Annotated in this window: 28 protein-coding genes; 10 read left to right on the top strand and 18 right to left on the bottom strand. The window is 54.3% G+C overall.

Going from position 1 to position 25,961, the window contains the following annotated elements; translation table 11 throughout:
- Positions 1–33: 33 nt before the first annotated feature.
- The 14 genes from rfbD to sodC form a co-directional block, all read right to left on the bottom strand.
- Entirely contained in the window at positions 34–912 is an 879-nt protein-coding gene (rfbD, locus tag ACSSVV_RS11465) for a dTDP-4-dehydrorhamnose reductase (RefSeq protein WP_454106274.1), read from the bottom strand.
- Positions 909–1,997: a dTDP-glucose 4,6-dehydratase gene (gene rfbB, locus ACSSVV_RS11460; RefSeq protein WP_454106273.1), complete on the bottom strand. Its 1,089-nt coding sequence runs from the start codon at positions 1,995–1,997 to the stop codon at positions 909–911. Before rfbB ends, rfbD begins: the two co-directional genes overlap by 4 nt.
- Positions 1,998–2,009: 12 nt before the next feature.
- On the bottom strand, positions 2,010–3,239 hold the full coding sequence (locus ACSSVV_RS11455) for a glycosyltransferase family 4 protein (RefSeq protein ID WP_454106295.1): 1,230 nt from the start codon (positions 3,237–3,239) through the stop codon (positions 2,010–2,012).
- An 11-nt stretch (positions 3,240–3,250) separates the two neighbouring features.
- A complete protein-coding gene (locus ACSSVV_RS11450) occupies positions 3,251–4,327 on the bottom strand; it encodes a capsular polysaccharide export protein, LipB/KpsS family (protein ID WP_454106272.1) in 1,077 nt (358 codons plus the stop codon).
- A gap of 6 nt (positions 4,328–4,333) precedes the next feature.
- Complete coding sequence (locus tag ACSSVV_RS11445) at positions 4,334–5,419, bottom strand: chain-length determining protein (protein WP_396621514.1); 1,086 nt, start codon at positions 5,417–5,419, stop codon at positions 4,334–4,336.
- Positions 5,416–6,078 carry an ABC transporter ATP-binding protein gene (locus tag ACSSVV_RS11440; protein WP_454106271.1) on the bottom strand — a complete coding sequence of 221 codons (663 nt, stop codon included), beginning with the start codon at positions 6,076–6,078 and terminating at the stop codon, positions 5,416–5,418. Before ACSSVV_RS11440 ends, ACSSVV_RS11445 begins: the two co-directional genes overlap by 4 nt.
- A complete protein-coding gene (locus ACSSVV_RS11435; protein WP_454106270.1) occupies positions 6,075–6,794 on the bottom strand; it encodes an ABC transporter permease in 720 nt (239 codons plus the stop codon). Before ACSSVV_RS11435 ends, ACSSVV_RS11440 begins: the two co-directional genes overlap by 4 nt.
- A 72-nt stretch (positions 6,795–6,866) precedes the next feature.
- The gene (locus ACSSVV_RS11430; RefSeq protein ID WP_454106269.1) at positions 6,867–8,612 is read right to left on the bottom strand and encodes a polysaccharide biosynthesis/export family protein; all 1,746 of its coding nucleotides are present in this window, start codon (positions 8,610–8,612) and stop codon (positions 6,867–6,869) included.
- Entirely contained in the window at positions 8,609–9,040 is a 432-nt protein-coding gene (locus tag ACSSVV_RS11425; protein ID WP_454106268.1) for a DVU3141 family protein, read from the bottom strand. Before ACSSVV_RS11425 ends, ACSSVV_RS11430 begins: the two co-directional genes overlap by 4 nt.
- Positions 9,041–9,058: 18 nt before the next feature.
- The gene (locus ACSSVV_RS11420) at positions 9,059–10,294 is read right to left on the bottom strand and encodes a capsule assembly Wzi family protein (RefSeq protein WP_454106267.1); all 1,236 of its coding nucleotides are present in this window, start codon (positions 10,292–10,294) and stop codon (positions 9,059–9,061) included.
- 417 nt (positions 10,295–10,711) lie between these two features.
- Positions 10,712–11,191, bottom strand: coding sequence for a transcription/translation regulatory transformer protein RfaH (gene rfaH, locus ACSSVV_RS11415; protein ID WP_454106266.1), 480 nt, complete (start codon positions 11,189–11,191; stop codon positions 10,712–10,714).
- Positions 11,192–11,194: 3 nt separating this feature from the next.
- On the bottom strand, positions 11,195–11,962 hold the full coding sequence (gene cysQ, locus ACSSVV_RS11410) for a 3'(2'),5'-bisphosphate nucleotidase CysQ (RefSeq protein ID WP_454106265.1): 768 nt from the start codon (positions 11,960–11,962) through the stop codon (positions 11,195–11,197).
- On the bottom strand, positions 11,962–13,323 hold the full coding sequence (locus ACSSVV_RS11405; RefSeq protein ID WP_023009043.1) for an MBL fold metallo-hydrolase: 1,362 nt from the start codon (positions 13,321–13,323) through the stop codon (positions 11,962–11,964). Before ACSSVV_RS11405 ends, cysQ begins: the two co-directional genes overlap by 1 nt.
- 124 nt (positions 13,324–13,447) lie before the next feature.
- On the bottom strand, positions 13,448–13,996 hold the full coding sequence (gene sodC / locus ACSSVV_RS11400) for a superoxide dismutase [Cu-Zn] SodC (RefSeq protein ID WP_454106264.1): 549 nt from the start codon (positions 13,994–13,996) through the stop codon (positions 13,448–13,450).
- 212 nt (positions 13,997–14,208) lie between these two features.
- Here sodC and ACSSVV_RS11395 point away from each other — a divergent pair, with 212 nt between their 5' ends.
- The 3 genes from ACSSVV_RS11395 to ACSSVV_RS11385 all read left to right on the top strand — a co-directional run bounded on the left by ACSSVV_RS11395 (position 14,209) and on the right by ACSSVV_RS11385 (position 15,701).
- Positions 14,209–14,637, top strand: a complete 429-nt coding sequence (locus ACSSVV_RS11395) for a nucleotidyltransferase substrate binding protein (RefSeq protein WP_454106263.1) — start codon at positions 14,209–14,211, stop codon at positions 14,635–14,637.
- Entirely contained in the window at positions 14,624–14,950 is a 327-nt protein-coding gene (locus tag ACSSVV_RS11390) for a nucleotidyltransferase domain-containing protein (protein WP_454106262.1), read from the top strand. The genes ACSSVV_RS11395 and ACSSVV_RS11390 overlap by 14 nt, the downstream gene beginning before the upstream one ends.
- A 199-nt stretch (positions 14,951–15,149) precedes the next feature.
- Entirely contained in the window at positions 15,150–15,701 is a 552-nt protein-coding gene (locus ACSSVV_RS11385) for a c-type cytochrome (RefSeq protein ID WP_454106261.1), read from the top strand.
- A 170-nt stretch (positions 15,702–15,871) separates the two neighbouring features.
- Here the strand turns inward: ACSSVV_RS11385 and ACSSVV_RS11380 are convergent, their stop codons facing one another.
- The 3 genes from ACSSVV_RS11380 to ACSSVV_RS11370 form a co-directional block, all read right to left on the bottom strand.
- Complete coding sequence (locus ACSSVV_RS11380; RefSeq protein ID WP_454106260.1) at positions 15,872–16,573, bottom strand: Fic family protein; 702 nt, start codon at positions 16,571–16,573, stop codon at positions 15,872–15,874.
- Positions 16,574–16,742: 169 nt separating this feature from the next.
- Positions 16,743–17,042, bottom strand: coding sequence for a HigA family addiction module antitoxin (locus tag ACSSVV_RS11375; RefSeq protein WP_454106259.1), 300 nt, complete (start codon positions 17,040–17,042; stop codon positions 16,743–16,745).
- Between the two features lie 12 nt (positions 17,043–17,054).
- Complete coding sequence (locus ACSSVV_RS11370; RefSeq protein WP_022992841.1) at positions 17,055–17,333, bottom strand: type II toxin-antitoxin system RelE/ParE family toxin; 279 nt, start codon at positions 17,331–17,333, stop codon at positions 17,055–17,057.
- A gap of 191 nt (positions 17,334–17,524) precedes the next feature.
- On the opposite strand from ACSSVV_RS11370, the gene ACSSVV_RS11365 reads away from it, so the two are divergent.
- Positions 17,525–18,523, top strand: a complete 999-nt coding sequence (locus ACSSVV_RS11365) for a transposase (RefSeq protein ID WP_454106258.1) — start codon at positions 17,525–17,527, stop codon at positions 18,521–18,523.
- Positions 18,524–18,750: 227 nt separating this feature from the next.
- Here the strand turns inward: ACSSVV_RS11365 and ACSSVV_RS11360 are convergent, their stop codons facing one another.
- Positions 18,751–19,236 (bottom strand): pilin, encoded by a 486-nt coding sequence (locus ACSSVV_RS11360; protein WP_454106257.1) that lies wholly within the window; start codon positions 19,234–19,236, stop codon positions 18,751–18,753.
- Between the two features lie 356 nt (positions 19,237–19,592).
- Between ACSSVV_RS11360 and pilB the strand changes: the two genes are divergently transcribed.
- From pilB to tsaA, 6 genes are all read left to right on the top strand, one after another.
- Complete coding sequence (gene pilB, locus ACSSVV_RS11355; RefSeq protein ID WP_454106256.1) at positions 19,593–21,311, top strand: type IV-A pilus assembly ATPase PilB; 1,719 nt, start codon at positions 19,593–19,595, stop codon at positions 21,309–21,311.
- A gap of 2 nt (positions 21,312–21,313) precedes the next feature.
- Positions 21,314–22,531: a type II secretion system F family protein gene (locus ACSSVV_RS11350; RefSeq protein ID WP_454106255.1), complete on the top strand. Its 1,218-nt coding sequence runs from the start codon at positions 21,314–21,316 to the stop codon at positions 22,529–22,531.
- An 81-nt stretch (positions 22,532–22,612) separates the two neighbouring features.
- Positions 22,613–23,488 (top strand): prepilin peptidase, encoded by an 876-nt coding sequence (locus tag ACSSVV_RS11345; protein WP_454106254.1) that lies wholly within the window; start codon positions 22,613–22,615, stop codon positions 23,486–23,488.
- Positions 23,489–24,106: a dephospho-CoA kinase gene (gene coaE, locus ACSSVV_RS11340; protein ID WP_114434212.1), complete on the top strand. Its 618-nt coding sequence runs from the start codon at positions 23,489–23,491 to the stop codon at positions 24,104–24,106.
- 88 nt (positions 24,107–24,194) lie between these two features.
- Complete coding sequence (locus ACSSVV_RS11335) at positions 24,195–25,184, top strand: hypothetical protein (RefSeq protein WP_181861263.1); 990 nt, start codon at positions 24,195–24,197, stop codon at positions 25,182–25,184.
- A gap of 8 nt (positions 25,185–25,192) precedes the next feature.
- Positions 25,193–25,942 (top strand): tRNA (N6-threonylcarbamoyladenosine(37)-N6)-methyltransferase TrmO, encoded by a 750-nt coding sequence (tsaA, locus tag ACSSVV_RS11330; protein ID WP_454106253.1) that lies wholly within the window; start codon positions 25,193–25,195, stop codon positions 25,940–25,942.
- Positions 25,943–25,961: the final 19 nt, after the last annotated feature.

The following is a 25,961-nucleotide window of genomic DNA, read 5'->3' as shown; positions in this document are numbered from 1 at the left end:
GTTGCTCCGGGAGACTAATGATTTCCTGGCGAATCAATTCTTTTCCAGGTACTCGGCGAGGGTTAGGTGTAGTTGGCTTTGCCAATCTGGTAGCTGGATGTTCAGGGCTGTTTCGAGTTTGTTCAGGGCCATTCTTGAGTTCAGTGGGCGTTGGGCCGGGGTTGGGTAGTCGCTGGTTGGGATGGGGTGAGCGTTTTCCGGGCCCATCGTCAGCTGTTCGCCCTGCCCTTTCGCCAGGCGGAAAATTTCCTGCGCAAAGCCGTGCCAGCTGGTTTCTCCCGCCGGGGCCAGGTGGTACAAGCCGTTGGGGATGTGGCTCTGAATGGCCATGGCGGTAATCTGTGCAATCAGGCGCGCGGGTGTCGGGGCGCCGATCTGGTCCGCCACGATGTCGAGTTCGGTTTTGCTCTGGGCCAGGCGCAGCATGGTTTTCATGAAGTTGGTGCCACGGGCGCTGTATACCCAGCTGGTGCGGAAGATCAGGTGTTCACAGCCGCTTCGTTGAATGGCGTTGTCGCCTTCGAGTTTGGTTTGGCCGTATACGCTGAGCGGACCGATGGTGCTGGTTTCCTGCCAAGGCTCAGTGCCGTTGCCAGGGTAGACGTAATCGCTGCTGTAGTGCACCAGGAACGCGCCCTGCTCTGCGCTGTACTTGGCCAGCTGTTCCGGCAAACCAGCGTTCAGGCGGCGGGCTTTGGATTGCTGTTCTTCTGCGGCGTCTACAGCTGTCCAGGCGGCGGCGTTTACGATTAGGTCTGGCCGGCTTCGCTCCAGGTAATCCGCTACAGCCTGTGCGCTGGTTAGGTCAAGCTCTGCGCGGCTGGGTGCGTTGATTGGCCCCAAAGGAGAGAGCACGCGGTGGAGTTCAAAGCCGACCTGGCCTGTTTTACCCAAGAGCAGGATATTCTTCATGCGCCTACCCCCAGGCGTTCGCCCTGGTAACTGCCATCCTGTACTCGTTTCCACCAGCTTTCGTTGTTCAGATACCACTCCACGGTTTTGCGCAGGCCAGTCTGAAAGGTTTCCTGGGGTGTCCAGCCCAGCTCTTTCTCAATTTTGCTGGCGTCTATGGCGTAGCGGCGGTCGTGGCCCGGGCGATCCTGTACGTATGTGATCTGTTCCTGGTAACTGGCTTCTTTGGGGGCCAAATCCTGCAGTATGTCGCAAATGGTTTGTACCACTTCAATATTTCGTTTTTCGTTGTGGCCACCGATGTTGTAGGTCTCCCCCACGCTGCCTTTTTGCGCTACCAGAATCAGGGCTCGCGCATGGTCTTCTACGTAGAGCCAATCCCGGATTTGGCTGCCATCGCCGTAAACTGGCAGCGGTTTGCCAGCAAGGGCATTCAGAATAACCAGAGGAATCAGCTTTTCCGGGAAGTGGTACGGGCCATAGTTGTTGCTGCAGTTGGTCACTACCGTGGGCAGGCCATAAGTACGTTGCCAGGCACGTACCAGGTGGTCGGAGCTGGCTTTACTGGCCGAATAGGGGCTGCTTGGTGCGTAGGATGTGGTTTCGGTAAACAGATGTTCAGCCGCGTTTTCGGCCTCGTCCGGGTGCGGGAGGTCGCCATAGACTTCATCGGTGCTGATGTGGTGGAAGCGGAAGTGGGCTGCTTTTTTCGGATGTGTTTGCTGGAGCTGTTTCCAGTAGGCCCGGGTGGCTTCCAGCAAGGTGTATGTACCAACGATGTTCGTTTCCATGAAGGCGGCAGGGCCATCTATGGAACGGTCTACGTGACTCTCGGCGGCCAGGTGCATGATGATGTCTGGCTGATGCTTGGCAAGGGCTTTATTCATGGCATTTGAATCGCAGATATCGGCCTGGATAAAGGCGTAGCGGGGGTTGTTGACTACGGATTCCAGGGATTCCAGATTGCCGGCGTAGGTGAGTTTGTCGATGTTAACCACCGTGTGGTCGGTGTTGTTGATCAGTTCTCGGACGACGGCGGAGCCGATGAAGCCGGCGCCGCCGGTTACCAAAAAGGTTTTGGACATGGTTCTTGATTTCTATTTAACGGAAGTTTGAACTTTGGCGTGCCAGTCGTTTGCTGGATCTGGCACCACATTCTCTGAGGCTATCGGTGCGACATTTATACCTATGTTTTTCATTATCGACTGATTGATTTTACGCACATCAAATTGTTCTTTTGCCAGCCGGTAGCTCTCTACACCCATAGTCGGTATGAGATCTGGATTTCGAATGAATTGGACCATGGCACTTTCCAGGCCAGCCTGATCGTGGGGTTCTATCAGGTAGCCGTTTACTCCCTCCCGCACGGTCTTACGACAGCCTGGCATTCGTGTGGTGATTACTGGGCGGCCCATGGCCAGGGCTTCCTGGGTGCTTCTTGGCACCCCTTCGCGGTAGTAGGTGGGCAGCACAAAGACACTGCTCCTTGCCAACCAGGGGGCTACGTCTTCTACGGGGCCGGGCCAGGTCACTACTTGATCGCATACCAACTGATCCAGCTCGGCCTTGTTGATGGCCCCGGGCTTGTTGTCTGGCGCACCGACCAGGATAAATTCGGTGTCGGGGTATCGCGTTTTCAAGGCTTTTGCGGCCTCCACAAAATAACGCACACCCTTTTCTGGCAAAAGACGGCCCACAAAGATGAACCTCACTGGCGCAGTAACCGGCGGTCGGAAGGGGTAGCGTTTCAGGCATACGCCGATTCCGCCCAACACTGTCGGTTCCGGTATTTTTTTACTGAAGCTTTGGAGGTCTTGCTTGTCGCCTTCGTTCAGCACAAGCACTTTGTGGGCATGGGGCAAGCTGATGTGGAACAGTGCCGCCATTATCCTGCGAAGGATGCGTTTTTTGAGTTTGTCGCCATCCGGGTGGCTCGTAAATACCCGGCCCAGCCCCTCAATTTTTGCCACCCGTGTTGTAACACCCGCCAGTTTGGCGGCCAGGGTTCCGTAGATTGCTGGCTTTGAAAAGTAGCAGTAGCTCAGGGTTATCGCACGCTCCTTGAAAAGCCGGTAGAGCTGCAGCGTGGCTTTAATGTCGGTGAGCGGATTGGTGGAAAGCTGACCCATCCTGTAAGAAACCGGCGTTGCGCCCATGGCCCGGATTTCCTGTTCCGTTACCGGCGTATAATCAATGGCAAAAGCAAACACGGTGTGGCCGCCCGCCACAAGATCTCGAATCAACTCGCCCCTAAAACCCAGCATGGTATTAGCCAACGTTCCAACAATGGCTATGCATTGGTTCTGGGCAGAGTTATTCCGTTCCATGGTGCTCAAGATTACTGAGCTCCTCTGATCAGGTTGATGGCTTTCCTGGCGTATTTACCAAGACGTCTGCCGGGACCCTGTCGACGTGTCTTCTGGCTCTGAAGCTCTTTCAGTGCCTGTTCAGGGGTAATGAAGCCATGGTGATTCAAACTGCTGTACAACGGATATTGAATCAGCACGGCATGTGCCAACTCTTCGAGGCTTAGCGTACGTTTTCGACGATGGCAGGTGTATTGGTCGTTTGTAAGCCCCCACCCCGCATAGAAGGGTAAACCATAGCAGGTGACGCTTTTGTGTCGCAGAAGCGCTTCGAAACCGGCCAGCGAGGTTAGCGTATGGACTTCGTCTACTTGCTCCAGCAATTCCGCAATATTGGCATGGGTGACGATTTCGTCACACCATTGCAGTGCGTTTTGCTCCTGGTCGCCCTGTTTTCGGGCACCGGCGACCACGTCTGGGTGGGGTTTATAGACAACCCAGGCTTGAGGGTTCTGCTGCCGAACGGTTTGTAAGAGTTCCATGTTGGTTTTGATGCCGGGCGCGCCAAACGCGATGGAGGAATCGGTTTCTACCTGCCCCGGCACCAGGATGACGTGTTCTTTCCCTTGGCGTGCCCAGGAGGCCGTCTGGCTGTTGTATTTGCTCACACGTGCCGCTGTGATGCCTTCAATTAATGCTTTGGCCCGGCTTTTTTCGACCTCGGTAACCGATTGCTCGTTGAGCAGGGTCTCCAGGCGAGATGGGCCGGTGGCATCAAAATACAAATGCTGGAAATCCGCCACCCAGGACAGCGGCCTGGCAAACTCCGCTCCCAAACCAACCGACCTCAAAAAGCCATCCTCAAGGCGCACCAGCACCGTCTCTTTATGCTGGATTTCCACCTGGCGTTGGCCCCATATCAAAGCCAGGGCACCTTCCGGCACCTGGTCTGCCGTGCGTACATGAGTTATGTCGCTGCCTTGGGTAAACCTTGCCAGGGTTTTACGCCAGTGTGGGTTAAAGCCAATAGCGTACACTAGCCGGTGCTGCAGGCCGTGTTGCACCAGAAATTCGCGCCAACAATTGGCCTTTGTGCCGTTGTGGCTCATGCTTAGTTAGTCTCTGTGGTCCCGAATGACTGCCATGACCATTTGCAGAATCGCCGCAAAAAGTATGGCGAAAATCAGGAAAACCACGATGTTGTAGGTTCTGTCTGGCCGTGTGGGGTATTCCGGCAGGGTTGGGAACTCCAGCACCGAGACTTGCTTGAGCTTGCGGGCCGCTTCTACCCGGGTGGTTTCGAGTGTAGTCAGGGCGTTGGAATAAAGCTCCAAGGCAAATTCCGCGCGCATCTGCAGGGTTTCGTATTCCGCCGAGACTTTGTTCAGGGCATCGCCGCCCTGGCGTGCCATTTTTTCTTTCTCTATGGCTATTTGTTCTTCCAACGATTGGGCTTCGGCCCGGAGCCGCCGGATTTCAGGTGAGTTCTGGCTCTGGTAGGTACTCTGGGCCTTGATGCGAGCTCGCAACAACGCCAACTCACCTTCCAATCGGGATACGGTAGTGAAGATGGCTTCTACAGTTTGAGTAGGCGCTACCAGCCCTTTTTCGTTCTGATACGCCAGCAACGCATCGCGGGCGTCAAACAGCCGGGTTTCAAGTTCCTTTGCCTGTTTATCGATGAACTCTACCTGCTCTTCGGCCAGGCGTTGGCCCATTTCGTTCATATGGCGTTCACCCTCGTCCAGCAAGGCTTTTACAATATCCTGAGCCATTTCGGGTGAGTAAGCCTGCACTTCGATTTTCAGAACGCTGCTGTAGTCGTCGAACAGTATTTTGATACGGCTGGCCATGTATTCGTGGAACTTTTCTATTGGCACGTCCGCCGATGACAGGCGCGAGAACCGGTCTATGGAGGTTTGTGAGTAGTGGCCGCGCAAATCCAGCTTTTGCTGCAGCGTTCTGAGCATGGCGACCGATTCCAGATGATCTTTCAGCAGTAGAAGATCGCCAGAGCCACTGGTACCAGAGAGCAACGACGAGACGTTCAGACCCGTGGGCACGATTTCAGGTGTTTGCAACACGATGTGAGCCCTGGAGACATAGCGGTCTGTCGCCATTACTCCCCAGTAGATAACGGCAAACAGGGTGGCAATGGCTGCAATGGCCCAAAAGGGGTTGCGCTTGAGGAACTGAATCATTTACCGATGCTCTCGTGGTAACTGTTTATGGCTTCGTTGATGTCGTCGAACCAGGTGGCGGTTCCGTTGTTTATCCATACCCCTGCCTGGCAGAGGTCTTTCAGCATGCCAACCTGATGCGACACCATTACGATGCTGGCTTTGCCTACACGGTCTTTGAACGCCTTGGTGGCCTTGGCTTTGAATGCTGCATCGCCTACGGCGGTTGCTTCATCAGACAGGTAAACATCAAAATCAAAGGCGAGTGACAGGCCGAACGCGAGGCGACTGCGCATGCCAGAGGAATAGGTTTTTACGGGTTGATCAAATGCCTTTCCGATTTCCGCGAAATCCTGAACCCGGCTGATAATTTCCGGAATTCGATCTCCACCTCCGTGGATTCGGGCTACGAATTTCACATTCTGTCGGCCCGTCATAGACCCCTGGAAGCCTCCCCCCAGGCCTATGGGCCAGGATACCCGGCAATCCCGGTTAACGGTGCCCTTGTCTGGCGAGTCCATCCCGCCAATGATCCTGAGCAGGGTGGATTTACCGGCGCCATTTCGACCAAGCAAACCCACGCTGACGTTGTCTGGAATGGTGAAGTTAACGTCTTTCAGCACCCAATCACCACCAAAAGGGCCGTGATAGCGTTTGTAGAGGTTACGAACTTCGATCATTGCGCCAGCAACCGTTGTTTAAAACGAAGTTGCAGCAAGAAGCCCAGAAACACACTGCCCCAAACCCATTGGTGAAGATACAAAGCGCTCACTCCATCGACTGCACGGTAGGTTTCAAAGAACCCGGTACGGATAAGTTCAACGGCGTGCAACATGGGGTTATAGAGAAGGTATTGCTGTAAATCGTGAGGAAAGTACTGCACTGGAATCATAATGCCGGAGAGGAAGTACAGCGGAAACATAAACATACGGATAAATTTGCTGGCTTCCGGCAGGCTGGTAACTACAACAGAAAAGATCAGTGCCACGCCCACGCCGAACGCCCAAACAGTAACCCAGATATGAAGGACAACCATGGGATGATAGGGAACCAGATTGTGACCAAGCAGGGAGAACAGAAACACCATTAGCGTAATGACAACAGTGCTGATTGCCCCCTCGAGGCCGCAGCGGGCCAGCACGGTATCCACAGGCTGTACCTGGCGATAGGCAAAGAGGCCACGGTTGGCCGCTATGGCTTCCATTCCACGATTCATCTGGTTACGAAACATGATGAAGGTGGTGATTCCCACAACCAGCCAGGGTATGAATTCCGCGCCGGGGATCACCCGTATCCTTCCAATGAGTGTGCGTACCCACACCAGCAAAGCCACATGTGCAATCGGTTCTGCCAACAGCCACAGCCAGGCGACCCTGTCTGCGCTGATTCTGGCCACAGCTTCCCTCAGGAACAGGGCCTGCCATACGCCGGTGGTTATCTGCCAGGGGGTACGTTTCGCGCTTTGCACTTACAGGTCCAGCGCTACCTTGGTTGCTACAGCAATCTGATAGAGAATCTGGGTGACGGTGGACGCAATCTGCAGATTCTTGGTCTCTACCTTAGGCAGGACCAGTATCTGATCCCCCGGCAGGAGCTTCACCTCACCCGCGTCCCTTACCTCACCATTCTGGCGGGCAATCAGAATATGGTCCGGGTTGGCATGCTGGCTGAAGCCGCCAGCTGCATCAATGTAATCGCGAGCGCTGCGGCCCGGGATATACACCAGGGATTGCGGAATATAAACCTCACCGGACACGAGGATGGCATCCGTGCGTTGTGGTAGCGTGATGGTGTCGCCATCCTGCAGCCGCACATCTACCAGCTTCCCTTGGTGGGCCACCACCAGGCGTCCATTGGGCTCTACCTTGCGGGCTTCCTCAACGAAGCGAGAGATCAATTCTGCCTCCTGTACCCGGATGGCAGATTCCTCGGCGGTGGATGATGAGGCACCAAGGTAGGTGGTCTCCAGCCGGCGCAAGCTGTCGTTCAGAGCTTCCTTCTGGCGTTCAGCCACGGTTTCCCGGCGCAGCGAGATGCTTTCCCAGGCGGTTTCTTCCGGGTTGATGGCAATTTCGTTCAGCAATTCGTGAAGTGATGTGCCTTTGGGCACCACATAGTAAGATTTGCCCAGGTAGGCGCCCTCTAACTGAACCACGAGATTCTGGGAGCGCTGATCAGCCAGAAACAGGACTTCATCGCCGTTGGCGAGTTCAGCAGATTCAAAGCGTTCAAGGGGCAGGTATTCGGAATAGGGAGCGGTGCCCCGCTTTCCACGAATCAGGGCGTGAGAAACGCCGGGGCGCAATGGCGCCAGTTCACTGAGCATGGAGCCCGTAAGAGGGCCGGGGGGAAGTTCGAAAAGATACGGCTTGCTGACATCCCCCAACGCGGTGATGGCGGGGCCACGCTTTTCAACCAGCAGGGTGTCGCCTTCCTGCAACTGAGGGTGGCTCAGCGCGCCTTCAAGGAGAAAATCGTAAAGGTCAATCCTGGCGATCACTTCGCCATTGCGGCTCAGTTTGATGTTCCGATAGCTGCCCAGCTCTTCATCTATTCCGGAGGCCTGGTCCAGCAGGTAGAGGATAGAATCGCTGGGCACACCCACATACCGGCCCGGCTTGTTGACGTAGCCGGTTACAAATACCGAGACGGGCTGAACGCCCTGGAGGTTGGTGTAAACATTCACGTTATCCGGGTAGACGCGACGCACAGCGCTCTTCACCACGGAATCCAACTGGCTATGGCTGACTCCCTCTACCTGAACGGGGCCAACCGCAGGAATGAAGATATTGCCTTGTGCGTCTACCGGGAGCACTCGGTCCATCTCGACAGCGCCCCAAAGGCGAAGCGTTACCTGGTCGCCCGGCAGAACGCGGTAGTCGGGATTAAGTCCATCTGAGCGCAAGCCGCGAAAGCCACCGGTAAACAGCTCAGCGCCGAAAGGTTGCAGCTCTTCTTTCTGTTCTTCCGTCAGGATCGGACCATAAGTGCCGGTAGACCTCAGGGTTCTGGCCTGGCGCTCCTGGTCTGCGGTATCTGCTTCGGAAGGGCCGTTGCCCGCGTTTTCCGTTGCAGCCTGGATCTGCGGCATCAGCCGTTCGCGCTGACTTGCCGGTATATCACCCAGGCTTTGTGCGCTCACACCCACACTCACCATGGAAGTGACTACAAATAAAAGTGCCGCCACCACGGAGGCAGAATGACGAGTGATCATTGCACACCTCCTATTGCCTGGTCTTGAGCTGCCTTTTGTTCTGCAGTGTAAGACCGGGTTACTCCCCAGTTGCCTTCCGGGTACTCGCATACCGTTGCAGGCTGGGTTCCTTCCGCACTTACTATGCGGGTAATAAAGCAGGATTTACCGGTTGCGGAGAAGTAACGCTCGCCTACCCGTAACTGTGTATTTTCGCCCCAGGGCGAAGCACCCAGCTTAACGATCTCTCCGGTTCGGGCTTTATCGATCTGCTGTGAATGCTGTGCTGAAAGGGAGGTGACTGTGTTCTTGGTATTTAGCCACTGCGGAACTGGAATCGTTTTAGCCGTGTCTATCTGCCCACCGGTCGCACAACCGGCCAATACAGCAACGAAGGCCATCAGCGGAGCGATCGTCGCTGTGGCTTTCGCCTGGTGATGTTTATTCATTCAATCTTGCCTGAATTATCAGAATCCATAAGACCATCGCGCAGAAAGGGACCACTGGTCCAACTCCCGCGAGCGTACTGCAATTTTATCTTCCGCGATCTGACCGGAAAGCCTGACCTTACCGTATTCCGTTCCAAACTCCCAAAAACCGCCGTAAAGCATGACGGCCTGATCTCTTGAGGGATAGAAATACGTCACGTCTGAGTCTGGCACGGTAACCCGAGACGGTGGGTTCCCGGTGAAATCAACATAACTGACGGACGCACCGACGGTACTGCCGTTTGACAGAAAGTCGAAATAACCCAGGGTGAGAATCTGGCTGTCTGAGTCTATGCTTGCGGCGAGGTTACGCCCCTTGTAGCGGTAGCCGGTACGATAAACCCGGTGTTCGTACGCTATGTCTTCCATGGGCGAGCCAAACAGGTTATCGGCCAGCGTGTCTGCACCTTCCAGATACCAACGCTGCTCCCTGCCCCACAAACTGGTGGTTGCATCTACCCCAAACAACCAGGATTTCCGCGACGGAAAGCCGCCTGCTTCGTCTTCGCCCATCATCTGGCCGTAGATAGAGGCGGTCTGCTCACCTACTTTAAATCCGTATCTAACGTCCACCGCCCCCAACTGATTGCTGGGGTCTTCCGCGGCATCTCTGGGGTTGTCATTGCCTGCAAAGGCATCCCAGAACGTCGAGAAAGAGGTAGACCGACCATCCCCACCAAAAATAAAGGTGCGTGTAAGGCCGATATCCAGCCCTTTGATCGGCCTGAATGTTCCGCGAAACCCAACCAGGAGTGGATCGGCCACTTCCCGTTCGCCTTCAAGTTGGCTCACGGTTGCAGTGATTTGCCAGGGACCGAGCCAGGATAGCCAGGGCGTCTCAAATGGCGTTTCACGATGGCGGCTTAACCAAACGCCAGGTGCAGGCCGAGCATTATTCGAAAGAATCAGACTGTTCTGCCAACCTGGCCCCCACCATCGTTCAACGGCGCCTGCTCCCAAGACCCAGTTGCCGGGAAACAGGGCGAGATAACTGCCATCCAGGCGTGCTGCATCGTCATCGCTTGGATTGGCAACCAAGTGCGCATTGATTCCAGCGGCCCACCAGCTGCCATCATACTCCGCACTGGCTGCGAGCATGCCTTCCTGGGACTCCGCGCCGGCGTAGCCGGTAATAAACTCGTTCTCTGTGCTGCCCGAGATGGCCAAACCAGCAGACAGGCCGTTACTGCGAGCCAGGCCAACAGAGTCTTTCATAACCGGCCAGGTCGTAACGGTATGGTTTAAAGAGCCGGAATCTACTCGTTTCTGGAGCTGATGGCGCTCGTAGGCATCGCCGACTGTTGTCCACGGTGCCGCATTGACTGTGATAACGCTTAGGCACGCTACCGCCCCACCGACCAGGGCCCAGTGTTTTGAGGTCATAGGATTTGGTTTTCTTTAGACAAGGATAGAACGGTTACAGCGGGAGGGAAGTTCCCAACGGTTTCCTTGTCAGGGAATGAATGAAGTATTTCAAAAGCATGACGATTCTACGGCAAGCGGTATGACGCGCAAGTGACAAAAAGTCTGACACTTGACCAATCAGGGCGTTAGACCAGTAAACATTTGTTAAAGATTAGAAAATGCAGCTAATCAGGTCACATTTTGGGCGCTTTATCCATCTGGCTTTCTTCAGGGCCTGATTACAGAAACCGGCACCTTTACCTGCTGCTGCTTCTGCATAAACGTAATCAGTACAATGGCCCGCTCCTCGCCATCATAGGCCTGGAAGATAGCGTTGATGCCTTTAAAGGGCCCATCGTCCAGCTCTATGGGCTGACCAGGCTTGATGCCGCCCTGCTCCGCCACTTTTTCCATGCTGTTTTTTATGTGAGCAATCACCTCGTCGTCAATCGGCGCAGGTCGGTTGGCGAAGCTGACGATTCGCAGCACACCGCGAGTCGAGCGAAGCTTCGCCCACATGGGGTCGGTTTGCTCCAGGTTCACAAATACATAACCAGGAAACAGGGGCTCCAGCTTTTTGGTGCGTTTACCTGCCTTGATCTTCTCCACCTCGATTTTCGGGTAGAAGCAGGCGATGTCCTGATTCTGCAGGTGCTGGACCGCCCGGTCGCCCTGAGCCAGCTTGTGTTGTAGTGCGTACCAGGTCATGGGTTAGAAATACCAGTTTCCCGCGGCAATGAAATTGGGGTTCAGGATGTTTTCTTTTCCGTAAACCAAGGGCTGGCCCTCCGGCGTTTGCACCTTCCCCCCTGCGGCGACGAGCACCGCGTGGGCGGCCGCAGTATCCCACTCGCTGGTTGGGCCCATTCGTGGATACATATCAGCATGCCCTTCGGCAATTCTGCAGAATTTCAGGGAACTGCCAGCCTGGACTGTTTCGTGTGCGCCGAGGGTATCGATAAAGGCGCGGGTTTCTTCATTCAGGTGGTTTTTGCTGGCGACCACCCGCAACGTCTCTTTGGGTTCTGCCACCCGTATGCGGTGCACCCTGCCAGTGCGGTCCCGCATGTGAGCACCCTCACCCCTGATGCCCCAGAAAGCCTCTTTCAGGGCCGGAGCGGTGACCACGCCCATTACAGGCTCGCCGTCTTCAATCATGGCGATGTTGACGGTGAATTCGCCCGTGCGCTGGGTAAAATCCTTGGTGCCGTCGATGGGGTCGATCAGCCAGAACCGGCGCCATTTCTTGCGTTCTTCCCAAGGGATTTCTGCGCCCTCTTCCGAGAGTATGGGAATGTCCCGGCTGATTTGGCGCAGCCCCTTAACAATCATGTCGTGGCTGGCAATGTCCGCAGCGGTGATGGGTGAGTGATCTTCCTTATAATTTACTTTGAAATCAGACTGGTAGATATGCAGCACTTTTTCGCTGGCTTCATCAGCGATTTTGATCACATCTGGCAGTATGGAGCTGTAGTGCATCAGATCTCTACCTCTTCGAACAAATCCGGTACCTCGGCATCCCATCCGAACTTTTCCGAGATGCGTTTGCGCATGGTATCACTGGCCACCGCTTCGCCGTGAGTCACGTACACCTTTTCGGGCTTCAGAGTACCTTGCTCCAGCCAGTGCAGGATTTCCCGATAGTCGCCATGAGCACTCATGGAATCCATGTTATGGATCTCTGCTTTCACCGGCCAGTACTCACCGTGAATCTTGACCGATTCGGCGCCATGCACCAAGACATCGCCGCGTGTGCCAGGTGCCTGGAAGCCCGCAAAGACAACGCTATTTCTGGGATTTGGCAGCAGGGTTTTAAGGTGGTGCAACACCCGGCCGCCCGAGGCCATTCCACTGGCTGAGATGATCACGCAGGGATATCTCACGGCATCCAGCTCAATGGATTCCTCGACGGTGCGAACGAACTCTGTTTTGTCGTCGATCAGCTCGCACTGGGCGCCGTTAAGCTTGTGCTCTTTGTGATGTTTGCAGAAAATTTCCGTGGCTTTGATGGCCATGGGGCTGTTGAGATACACCGGAAGTTTGGGAATTCGCCCCTGCCCCATCAGTTTGTGCACAACGTACAACAACATCTGGGCCCGGCCCACGGCGAAAGCAGGCATCAATACGATCCCGCCGCGGCCCGCGGTTTTAGTAATGATCTCTTCCAGATCCTTTTCTGGATCGGTTTCACCATGGGTGCGGTCGCCATAGGTGGATTCACACACCAAAACATCGGCATGACTGATGGGTTCTGGCGGGCGCATGATGATGTCGTCCTGGCGCCCGACATCGCCACTGAACACCACGGTGCGGGAGGAACTCTTGTGCGTAACGTGCACGCAGGAGGAACCCAGGATATGCCCGGCCGGAGTGAACTGAACCTCAAAGCCCTTCACCGGCTCGAATTTCTCGTGGTAGTGCAGGGATTCAAAGTGCTTCAGGGCTTCCCAGGCGTCTTTTTCGGTAAACAGAGGTTCCGGTTTTTCGTGCTTTGAGAACTTTTTCCGGAACGCGTACTTGGCATCCTCTTCTTGGAGGAAGCCGGCATCCGGCAGTAGAACTTTGCAGAGCTCGTGGGTGGCCTTGGTGCAGTAGATCTTGCCTTTGAAGCCGTTCTTGACCAGGGCAGGAAGGTAGCCGGAATGATCGATGTGGGCGTGAGTGAGGACAACCGCATCGATGGTGGATGGATCTACCGGAAACTTGGCCCAGTTTCGGCGGCGCAGGGTTTTCACGCCCTGGTACATGCCACAATCCACCAGCATGCGGTGATTGTCGTCGGAAAGCAGATAACGGGAGCCGGTGACGGTGCCTGTACCACCGAGGAAGCGGAGTTTCATAGGCGCGTAAGTCCTTGTCTGGTTGGCGATAGACCAAGCTTAACGTAATTTTCCGGTGAAGGGAGAGTTGTGGAGAGAGGAATTGACCCCGGTCAGTGGTGATCACCGGGGCCTGATGAAGGTTTTAACCCGCAACAACACCACAGGCCACTCGGGCACCGCCACCTCCAAGAGGCTGGGGTGAATCCGAGTAATTATCTCCCCCGCCGTGAATCACCAGGGCCCGGCCTTTAAAATCGTTCAGCTGCAGTCGCGGCGCAATATTGGTCTGGGCGTTTTCTCCCTCCTGGCCAACGTGTAGCCTCGGCAGGTCACCAAGATGCCCGGATTTATCGAACGGGCCTTTGTGCTTCCCGGTATTTTCTGGGTCGTAGTGTCCACCGGCGGCCCCTGCAGGCGTTGTTTTTCCGTCTTTTTCTACTGGGCTGCAGTCCGGATTTTCATGAAGGTGAAAGCCGTGAATTCCGGGCGATAGCCCAGCCAGGTCAGACTCAATCAGCACGCCCTGATCGTAAGCGGTGAGTGTAACCGTGCCTATTGAATCCCCCTGGCCTTCCACACCGGCTTCAAACATCTCTACTTCAAGCTTTGGCTCTGCGAACACCTGTGAGGCCGCCAGAATAAGAGCAGCGGACGTTGTGATAAGGGATAATCGCTGCCTAGTGCGATGCATGCTGTTCTCCTTTTCCATTGCTGTTGAAAGAAGACGCCCCACTCTCACATTGAGAGTGTTTAGCCACTAGCGTAGTTGTGATTTTCTATTTTTTAAATCTTTGTTTAGGTAAGGATCAGCGCCCAATCACCTTTATAAGCCTCGCGCCCAGGTCGTTTCACGGCCCCACGTCATGGTATTCTTCGGTGAAGGATCCAACACGAGCACAAAACATGGCCGAGCAGGATATCCGCTGGCTCCAGCGATTTAGTAACTTCAGAAAGGCATTCTCTCAGCTGGATTCGGCTGTAAAATTATGCCGAACCCGCGACCTCTCAGACCTCGAAAAACAGGGATTGATTCAGGCATTTGAATATACCTATGAGCTATCCTGGAATGTGATTCGGGATTACTTCCGGTGGCAAGGCAACGGCAACATTGTCGGCTCTCGCGATGCGATTCGTGAAGCTTTCGCCAATGGCCTAATCGAAGATGGCGAAGGCTGGATGCGCATGCTGAAAGACAGAAACCGAACATCCCACACCTATAACGAAGAAACCGCCAAGGAAATCCTCATTAACATTTTGGCGCAATATCACCCTCTGTTTGCTGCACTGCAAACCCGGATAGAGCAGGAAGTGGAAAAGCATGGCCTTGCCTGAACCATCGACGATGAAAGAAACGTTTGGGCTGCCTCCGCAGGTTATCAAAAGGTTGCAGACTATATTCTCGCAGCACCGTGAGATTGAGCAGGTAACCCTCTACGGCTCTCGCGCCAAAGGCAATTACCGGCACAACTCGGATATCGATTTAATGATGACCGCTCCGACACTTTCCTGGCAGGAATTTAACCAGATAGAGCTAGAAATTGACGATATGCTGCTGCCCTGGAAAGTGGATCTTGCCCTGAAGCACCAGGTAGACAATGAAGAACTACTTGAGCACGTAACCCGGGTTGGTATACGCATCTATTGAACCATGGGCCACCGGCCGACCCGTTTTAAGTCCGCTTTTTTGATCTTTGGCAAGATCAGCACTCAAGCACCCGACTATTCTTCGGCCTTTCCGAAGAAGTAGGTGGCTTATGTTTGGTAGTTCACACTTGAGGAAACTGTTGATCGTCGCGTGCCTGACTGCCTCTCCCATGGTTGCCGCAAGCTCTGCAGGCGAAGCCATGACACAGCTAAACGCCATTATGGCCGATGATACCAAACTCCAGGCCAGCTACGAGGCCGGCCACGAACGCATCCGCTTCTGTGGCTATTGCCACGGCGAGGACGGCAACAGCAAACGCGACTACATTCCCAATCTGGCCGCCCAGCATCCTCTTTACCTGTTCAACCAGTTCGAGAAATTCCGTGACGGTACGCGCGAGGACTATGTGATGTCCAAGCTGGCGAAAACACTGTCATTGGAAGAGCGGATTGATATTGCGGTTTATTACAGCCAGCAGACAGCCAAGCCCCGCACTGGCGGCGACCCCACCAAGGCTGACGCTGGCGAGAAGCTGTTTGCTGTGCGCTGTGCCGGTTGCCACGGTGACAAGGCACAAGGTTTCAGGGATATGCCCCGCCTGGCCGGGCAACCGGCGGAATATCTTGGGATTGCGTTGAGGCGGTTTAAGGAGATGGACCCCACCAAGCACAGTACGCCTATGATTGGGGTGGCTGGGATTTTGTCGGAGGGGGAGATTGAGGCTTTGGCGGGGTATTTGGCTGGGCGGTGAATCCATGCATGCTTCGACCACAAATTCATACAGAATGAATAATAAGGCCTGAGCCCCGCTGCCACCAGGCTGATGCCCACCACAGGCTTGCAGGCTTGTGCCTGTCCATGGTTGTGCAGGCTTGTGCCTGTCCATGGTCACCGCCGAAATGTACTGCTGGCCTAACCCGTTTACTCTTCTTTCATAATACGAACGACCCGTTCGTCCATGCAGCTACGCACGAATGCATTCATTTCACGCTGGTCGCCGGACTCGTAGAAGCGGAGCATAAGTTCATTGAATTTGAGTTGGCTTGAAGCCGGGATATTGATGGCCGGATAGCCGTTGCTCAGCAGGTGGCCGTTCATCATAAAACGCCCCATGCGCTTGTTTACATCGTAGAAAAACTGGCAACGGGCCATGGTCAGGAACAGGTGGACAGCCTGATCGTAAACATCATCCATGCGTTGTAGTTCATCGATCATGCGGTCAAAACGTTCCGGTAACTCACTAGCCGCCGGTGGCTCGTAATCAGTGCCGGCAATGAGTACGGAGCCACTGCGAAAGCAGCCCCACTCCAACGCTTCTTCCCTTGCAGCAACCGCATGCAGAGCCATAGCGCAATCGGCCGATAAACTGAAGCTCCCTTCCCGGATCATCTGAAAGAGCAGCTTCCAGGCCTCGCCCTGATTAACGGCGATTTGCTGATCGCTCAGCCGATGCCCTCCCACTGTGACACCCTGCAGCAGGGTTTGCACCTCCGGCAACGTGAAGTTGATGCCCTCCAGGCGCACTGCATCGTAAACAAATACCGCTACCGCACGTTGTGCAAGCATAAGTGCTTTTTCGGGGTTGGGTGGCATTGACCAGTGCTTGTCTGTGGCGGTGGGCATTTCGGCTCCGGTTGGCGGTGCAACTTTCAGTTGTTTTCAAGACTGCCAATTTACCATAGCGGGCGCTGTTCTGAGCACTGGCGAGGATGGATTGAGGAGCGGGCAGCGGTTGTGCCTGTCCATAATCAGCCCCCCCTGATCCTTGATCAATCATTATGTAGCGCATCAGCTAGGCCGCCCGCGGCTTGATCTCCTTGGCAATCTTTGCAGCTTTTTCAACCTCGGCTTGACGCAGCTCAAACTCAGTTTGCAGGTTGAGCCAAAACCGCGCACTGGTGCCAAAGTAACGAGCTAATCGCAAAGCCGTATCTGCAGAAACACCTCGGTTCCCTCGAACAATCTCATTCATTCGGGTTGCCGGAACGTGCAATGCGTTAGCCAGCGCATTCACACTCATTTCCAGCGGCTCCAGATACTCTTCCCTTAATATCTCTCCGGGGTGAATAGGGCGCATACCATTTCGAATCATCGCGCAGCCTCCTCAGTGATAATCAACAATTTCAACATCTTCTGGGCCGTCATCCGTCCACCGAAAGCACACCCGCCACTGCCTGTTAATACGAATGCTGTACTGGCCTTCACGATCACCATTCAAGGCTTCAAGCCGGTTACCAGGCGGAGATCTAAGATCATCCAGTTCTGCAGCCGCTTGCAGCAATATCAACTTACGCTCCGCTACAGCCTTTATCACCGAAAACCGTTTGGTTTTTCCCGTTTCAAACAGCGTTTGAGTGTCTTTGCATCGGAAGCTCTTAATCATCCTTGAACCCTATAACGCTTACCGTTAAACGTCAAACCTCTGTTAATTTTTAGCTGTTACCCCCCATAGCCAAGCACCAATCCCATTCGATTACTACACTGCATGGCATATTCGAAGAGAAAACAAACACCCACAATCATGACCAGCTTGTATATATATACAGTTTCGAATGATTAATTCATGATAAGAGCATGTCAACAGTCACGGAAGACAAGGACCTCACTATGCCCAAAGCCAGAGCAAAACTCGTCAGCGTTTCAGATACCCCCTTCTACCACGTGATCTCACGCTGCGTGCGCCGCACCTTCCTGTGCGGGCAAGATCGCGCCACCGGGCGCTGTTATGAGCACCGGCGCGGCTGGATTGAGGAGCGAATCCGGCTTCTGGCCTCGGTGTTTGCGGTGGATGTGGCCTCTTATGCGGTGATGTCGAACCATTACCACCTGGTCGTGAAGCTAAGCCCCGATGACGTGGAACCGTGGAGCATAGATGAAGTGCTGGCGCGCTGGTGCAGCCTGTATAAAGGGCCACCACTGGTGCAGCGATATCATCGGGGTGATGAGTTGTGTGCAGCAGAGCTGCGACGAGTGCAGGAGTACGCAGAAACCTTCCGGCAGCGGTTGACGGATTTGAGCTGGTTTATGAAATGCTTAAATGAGCCAATAGCGAGGCAAGCCAATAAGGAGGATGAGTGCACCGGCCACTTCTGGGAGAGCAGGTTCAAATCCCAGGCCCTGGACACCGAAGAGGTCCTTCTCTCCTGCATGGCCTACGTCGACCTGAACCCCATCCGGGCCTCCATAGCAGAGACGCCAGAAACCTCCGAACACACCAGCATTAAAGAACGCCTTCATCCTACCTTTGATCTGGCGGAAGCAATAGCAAGGCAAACAGAGCAGCAGGCGTTGAATGACTTTTCGGTGCCACTGAAACCGCTCCTGGGATTTGAAGGCGTGATTCGGAACGGCTTTCAACGAGGCCTACTGTTCAGCTTTGAAGATTATCTGGCACTCGTGGATTGCACAGGAAGAATCAGCCGGAGTGACAAACGGGGTGCAATTGATGAGAAGGCGCTCCCGATTCTGGAACGGCTGAACCTGGAGCCGGAACGGTGGTGCCACCGGGCGACCGCGTTCGAGGACAGTTATCAGGATTATCGGAATCCTGAACGGCGGCGTCGAGCAGCCTAACGTCCCCACCCTTTCCTGTTGAAATACCTATATCGGCATGCCAGCCGAGAACGTCGCTCGCCTGAAATTGGCGGATTTCCAGCATTCACGGTGGAATGCCGCCGCTGTTTTGCCATAACGCCGAAATAGACGCAGCAAACCGAAAACCAGAAACGACAAAGGCCCGGGGTCGAAACCGCCGGGCCTTTGGAGATTTGGAAAGGCAAGAGCCTATCCATGATCACATCTTACGGAATGGCAACACATCCAGACGGACGAAGGTTTTCAGGAATCGCGGCAGCTACTTGACACTGCCATACGCCATTTGCATCACGAGCCAGCCTAACAATCTCGCCGTCCACATCAGGAGCGGCATTATCCAATGTGCACTGCAAGGCAGCAACCTGAGCACCAGTTGCGTCTGGGGCGTTTACCGCCATGGCGCAACGGTTTGTATCGGCTAGCCCCATATTTGCAAGCGTGTAATAAGCTGCGTCTCGACCTTCGTTTACCGCACTCTCATACGCTGTCTTTGCACCAGCAATTTCTGCTAAACCGGTAGTTACCTGCGTTCTTGCCGTATAATTTTGATACTGAGGAATCGCCACAGCCGCCAAAATACCAATAATCGCAACAACGATCATCAGTTCGATCAGAGTAAAACCCTGCTGACCCTTATTCATTTGAATCTTTTGCATAATATCAACCTCTGGAGTTGTCATCTTCGGTTTCAACCAGCTCCGGGGCGGTGGAGCTTTGCCCCTTCACCGCATTGAGCTTGAGATAAACTAAGCACCAGCCATGCCAATTGCAAGATATTGTTAAAAACCGGCAAGCAGCAATAACTTGCGAGCTTTTGTGAAGCTGGTCACACATCGGTTTTCTGCTGATTTTCGGTCGCTTTGAGTCTCAGAGTGACAAATTTGGTCACCTGAGTACGGCCCTTTTCGACGAGTCGACAGAGGCGACACGTCTATGAGATTGGTCAAGTTTGAGGCGAGCTCCGCTTTCCAAAAGGTAAGTACACATCTAAACTCTCTGAGCATAAACACGCGATTCAGCCACTTAGACGATTTTTCTCAGAGCATTTATGGTGAGCAGCAACCGAAACGTGACGTTGACGGGCCTGGCCCGTCGATTTGTAGATGACGGTCTTCTGGACGAGGAAACCGCGAAAGATGCTTTCATAAAGGCGTCTCAAAACCGGATTCCGCTGATTACCTATCTGACCCAGAATCAACTTGCCGACAGCTCGAAGCTCGCCTTCTCCGCAGCCATGGAATTTGGTGTTTCGGTGCTGGATCTGGATTCCTTTCTTCCCGAAATGATGCCGGAGAAAGTGGTCGACGAAAAACTGGTTCGCAAACATAACGCTCTCCCGCTCTATAAAAGGGGCAACAGACTTTTTATAGCAGTTTCAGACCCGACGAATATTCAGGCTTTGGATGAGATCAAGTTCAATACTGGCCTGAGTACCGACGCAATTCTTGTAGATGACTCCAAGCTCCGCGCTGCTATTGATAAATATCTGGAGTCCCAGGACACGACAATGGGCGACCTGGACGATGCCGATTTGGAAGGCGTTGAAACGGAAAGTGGTGAAGGCGAGGACGACGACGGTGCCGTATCCGCCACAGATGTTGATGATGCACCCATTGTTAAATATGTGAACAAGATGCTGCTGGACGCCATTCGGGGCGGGGCTTCAGATATTCACTTTGAGCCTTACGAAAAAATCTACAGGGTGCGTTACCGCACCGATGGCATTTTGAAGGAGGTTTCGCGGCCGTCCATCAAGCTGGCGCCCAAGATTTCGGCCCGTGTAAAGATTATGGCGCAGCTGGATATCTCCGAGCGCAGGGTGCCTCAGGATGGCCGCATAAAGATGAAACTGTCCAAAACCAAGGCCATCGACTTCCGGGTAAACACACTGCCCACCCTTTGGGGTGAGAAGATCGTTCTGCGGATTCTGGATCCAAGCCAGGCAAAGCTCGGTATTGATGTGCTGGGCTACGAAGAGGATCAGAAGAAGCTATATATGGACGCCTTGGCCCAGCCCCAGGGCATGATCTTGGTCACAGGTCCGACAGGCTCCGGTAAGACCGTTTCGCTTTACACCGGCTTGAACATTCTGAACACGCCGGGTATCAACATATCCACAGCTGAAGACCCGGCAGAGATCAACCTGGAAGGCATTAATCAGGTAAACGTTAACAACCGTGTAGGGCTAGGATTTGCCGAGGCACTGCGCGCCTTCCTCCGGCAAGATCCGGACGTGATCATGGTGGGTGAGATCCGGGATCTGGAAACTGCCAACATAGCCATCAAAGCCGCGCAGACCGGCCACCTGGTTCTTTCTACCCTTCACACGAACAGCGCAGCTGAGACTCTCACCCGTATGATGAACATGGGCGTGCCCGCGTTTAACATAGCCACATCGGTCAGTTTGATTATTGCCCAACGGCTGGGTCGACGACTCTGCAATAGCTGCAAGCAACCCGCCGATGTGCCTAAAGACGTGCTTTTGAAGGAAGGGTTCACACAAGAACAAATTGATACAGGCTTCACGTTGTACCGCCCCAAGGGCTGTGATAAATGCAATGGTGGATATAAAGGCCGCGTTGGTATTTACGAGGTGGTCAAGATTACCGACGAGCTGGCAAGCATGATTATGGAAGAGGCCAGCTCCATCAAAATTGCAAAGCAGGCTCAGGCGGAAGGCTTCCGAAACCTCAGGCAATCGGCACTTCTCAAGGTTATTGAGGGAGTGACCAGTCTTGAAGAAGCCAACCGTGTGACGAAGGATTAAGCATGGCAGAAAAAGCGCAGAAGCTCGAAGCATACGTTTGGGAAGGCAAAGACCGCAAAGGTAATAAAGCCAAAGGGGAGCTTGCGGGCTCCAATATCGCCTTGGTAAAAGCCCAGTTGCGCAAACAGGGCATTATTCCGGATAAGGTTAAGAAAAAGCCAAAGCCACTGTTTGGCGGCAGCAAGAAGATCACGCCTTTCGACATCGCAATGCTCACCCGTCAGCTAGCAACCATGATGAAAGCCGGTGTCCCTCTGGTTCAGAGTTTCGATATCGTTGCCGATGGCCTCGAAAATAAAGGCTTACAGGAACTGGTGATGACTATCCGGAACGATATTTCCTCCGGTACCGGTTTCGCATCTTCTCTGCGCAAGCATCCTAAATATTTTGATGATCTTTATTGCAACCTGGTGGACTCAGGTGAAAAAGCCGGTGCGTTGGAACAAATGCTGGATCGTATCGCGACTTACCTTGAGAAAACGGAGATCCTGAAGAAAAAAGTCAAAAAGGCCATGACTTACCCAATTGCGGTTATCGTTGTCGCAATTGTCGTTACGGCTATTCTCTTGATAAAAGTCGTTCCTCAGTTTGAGAGCTTGTTCCAGGGCTTTGGGGCGGATCTACCTGTATTCACACAGTTCATTATTCGAATATCCGAATGGCTTCAGTCCTGGTGGTTTATTGTTTTGCTTGGAATCGTCGGTACGATTTTTCTTTTCAAAGAATCGAAGCGAAGATCCCAGAAATTCTCGGATTTCGTCGATAAATATGTATTGAAGTTGCCGATTGTCGGAGAAATCCTGGACAAATCTGCTGTCGCTAAATTCGGCCGTGTACTCTCTACCACGTTCGCGGCGGGCGTTCCGCTTGTTGACGCACTCGATTCGGTTGCTGGCGCAACCGGCAACGCCGTGTATCGGGACGCTGTGATGAACATCAAGAACGATGTCTCAAGCGGTACCCAACTGCAAGCCTCTATGCGGCAACAGGGCGTCTTCCCTGTGATGGCAGTTCAATTGACCGCCATCGGCGAAGAGTCGGGCAATCTGGACGATATGCTGTCCAAAGTGGCCGAGCATTACGAAGGGGTTGTCGACGACATGGTTGACAACCTTACAGCCCTGATGGAGCCCATGATTATGGCCGTACTCGGCGTTCTGGTTGGCGGGCTGATTATCGGCATGTACCTGCCAATCTTCCAGATGGGCCAGGTTGTTTAACGGATAACTCACCACGCTTTTTCATCTGCCCCCTCTCCTCCAAGGAGAGGGGTCAAAACAAAGATTTAATCGAGTCTCTGAATGCTCCCCCTAGAAACCATCCTGTCCACTCCCTGGCTTCTCTATCTGGTCGTCATTTTCGTCTCTCTCTGCGTCGGTAGTTTTCTGAACGTTGTCATCCTTCGCCTGCCCAAAATGATGAAGCAGGAATGGCGCTGCCAGTGCGAGGAGTTTCTGGAAGTGCCGGAGGACGACCGCAAGTCAGATGAGCGGATAACTCTTTCAAAGCCGGCCTCCACCTGCCCGTCCTGCGGCCACAAAATTCGCGCCTGGGAAAACATTCCGGTCATCAGCTGGCTAATGCTTGGTGGCAAATGCTCTTCGTGCAAAACACGTATTTCGCCGCGTTACCCCATCATTGAAGCACTGACTGCGGTTTTTTCCGTCGTAACGGTTTATCTGCTGGGGCCATCTGAGACCGCGCTCTGGGCACTGCTGATGGTCTGGGCGCTGGTAGCCCTGACCATGATCGATTTCGACACCCAGCTCCTGCCAGACGGCATCACCCTGCCCCTGATGTGGCTTGGCCTGGTGCTTAACTACTTTGGTGTGCTGACGGATTTTGGCAGCGCTTTCTGGGGCGCTGTGGCAGGTTACCTCTCGCTCTGGAGCGTGTACTGGTTGTTCAAGCTGGCCACCGGCAAGGAAGGCATGGGGCACGGGGACTTCAAGCTGTTAGCGGCGCTGGGGGCCTGGCTGGGCTGGCAACTGCTGCCTGCGGTGATTCTGCTCTCATCTCTGGTGGGCGCGATAGTGGGCATCAGTCTGATGGTATTCCGCAAACACGGGCGTGAAGTGCCGATTCCTTTCGGCCCCTACCTGGCCGCTGCAGGCTTACTCTCGTTGTGGTTCGGCGCTGAAATCCAGGCCTTGTGGTTCGGGTACCTAGGAGTCTGAATGTCCCGCTATTCGGTTATCGGCCTCACCGGAGGTATTGGCTCTGGAAAATCCACCGTTGCCCGCATGTTTGGCGCTCTTGGCGTGCATTGGGTGGACGCTGACGATGTCGCCCGACAGGTCGTAGAACCAGGCACACAAGCCCTCAGAGCCATCGCTGATCACTTCGGCGAAAGCATTCTTCAGGGTAACGGCGAACTGGACCGTGCTGCCCTGCGCCAGAAAGTATTTGAGGATCCGGAACAACGACGCTGGCTGGAAGGCCTGTTGCATCCCATTATCCGCCAGGAACTGATCCGCCAGTTATCACCCGAGGATTACAATCTGCCCTATGTGATGCTGGTATCTCCCCTGCTTCTGGAGACCAACCAGCACGAACTGGTGGAGCGGATTGTTGTGGTGGATGTACCGGAAGAAACTCAGATTAACCGCACCATGGCGAGAGACGGGAATAGCCGCGAACAGGTGGAGCGGATACTCGCCGCCCAAATGCCCAGAGTCGCCCGCCGCGAAAAAGCCGATGCGATTATCAACAATGCGCAGCCGCTGGAGCGTGTGGAAGCTTCAGTACACGCTCTGCACCAACGTTTTCTGGCGGATTTCAGCCAAGGAGCATAGTCTGATCCGCGCCGCACTTATTCGTACTGCACTTGCCACCGGCCTCCTCGCTTGTTCCTTCACGAAAGCGGCAGAACCGGTTATCACCATGCGTGATATCTCGGTGCCCGCCCTTCTGGCGCCGGAGCGCCTGCCGATTTCGTTCTATACCTTCAAACCCGATGAGTTCTGGGCAGAGCCCAGGGATTCCTGGTGGCTGGGAGTCAGCGACTGGGTTATTCGGCAGGAACGTCAGCACGGCCCAACCGTGCAGTCGTTGGGTGCATGGGCGGATCGAACACTGTCCGGCTCTTCCCAGGCGCTGCCAAATAACGAAAGCTACCTGAGACTGGGGTTTGCAGCAGAATCCGAATACAGCGATCCGGCCCAGTTTGAGCCGGAGCTTCGCTTTCGTCTCGATGTTCCCACCGCTGAGGAGAAGCTGAGGCTGGTGGTGGAAAGTGAAAGCGAAGAACTGATCCCGCTGGCGGAACGTGAGCGGGACAGGCAACTGACGGAACCGGAGCGAACCGACACAGAGACAACCGGCGCCCTGAGGTTTCTGACGGATGTTGGAGACTCCATCAATCTCTCCACCGACATTGGTGGCCGGCTGCGACTACCACCCGAACTGTTCTGGCGTATGAAAGCTAGAAAGGGCTGGAAGATTGACAGGGACTGGTCACTGAATACTCAGCAGCGCCTGTACTACTATCACACAGAAGGCTGGGGGACGCGCAGCTGGATTGGCCTTGATCGCTCATTGGGGAAAGGCTGGCACTACTACAACTCGTCCGAACTGGAATGGGTTCATAGTGACCGCAAGTTTGTAGCGGCCCACGTTCATAGCGTGCAGAAACGACTGAACACTCGTTCGGTAATTACCCCTCGAGTTGGCATTCTTGGCGAAAGCCAGCCAACCTGGCGAACCACAAGCTATTTCGCAGACGTAACCTGGCGCTACCGGATGTACAGCAACTGGCTTTTTGCCGAGTTGATACCAGCTCTGGAGTATCAGCGGGATGAGGGGTTTGACGATCAGGCCTCTATCGTATTCCGAATCGAAATGTACTTTGCAGGCACCATTGACCGGGAATGACATCAGAAATGAGCAGACCACAGCATAAAAGCCGGCCCGCCGAGGAAGCTCTGACGCTCACACCGATTGCCATCACTCGTTCCTGCTTTCAGGACAAGTTCGGCGTTCCCCGGCAACCCGGCCTTACCCGCCATGCCCACGCGGAACTGGTTATACAAAGTCCCTTTGATCGTGAAGACGCTTTCCGGGGCCTTGAGTCAGCGAGCCATATCTGGCTTACCTTCCAGTTTCATGAAGCCGTTCGCGCCGAATGGCGCCCGGTGGTTCGGCCCCCGAGGCTTGGGGGTAACAAGAAAATCGGTGTGTTTGCCAGCCGTTCGCCTTTTCGCCCGAACAGTCTTGGCCTGTCAGTCGTCAGGAACGAAGGCCTCGCTCGCAAGAATGGCGAACTGGTCCTGAAGATCAGTAATCATGATCTTATTGAGGGCACACCAATTCTCGACATCAAGCCCTACCTGCCGTTTTCGGACTCCGTCCCGGAGGCATCACTGGGCTGGGCAGACAGTGCGCCGACCGACAGATTGGAGGTGACCTTCGCACCAGATGCCTCTGACCAGCTAAGCCAGCTTCCGGAGGCCGACTATCCGGATTTCCGCGCCCTGATTGAGGATGTCGTCAGTTACGACCCGCGCCCGTCATTCCGCCGTGGACGGGATGAAGAACGAATCTACGGAGCCAACCTGTTCGACAAGAATGTTCGGTTCCGATTTGTGAACGAAGATTCAATCAAGCGTGTGGAAGTGATATCCGTCTGTTAAGATGGCAATTTGGTGATTT

The organism is Marinobacter sp. MBR-105, assembly GCF_053628895.1.
Note: the sequence above shows the minus strand (reverse complement) of the source record. Positions and strands in the feature narration are given on the sequence as shown.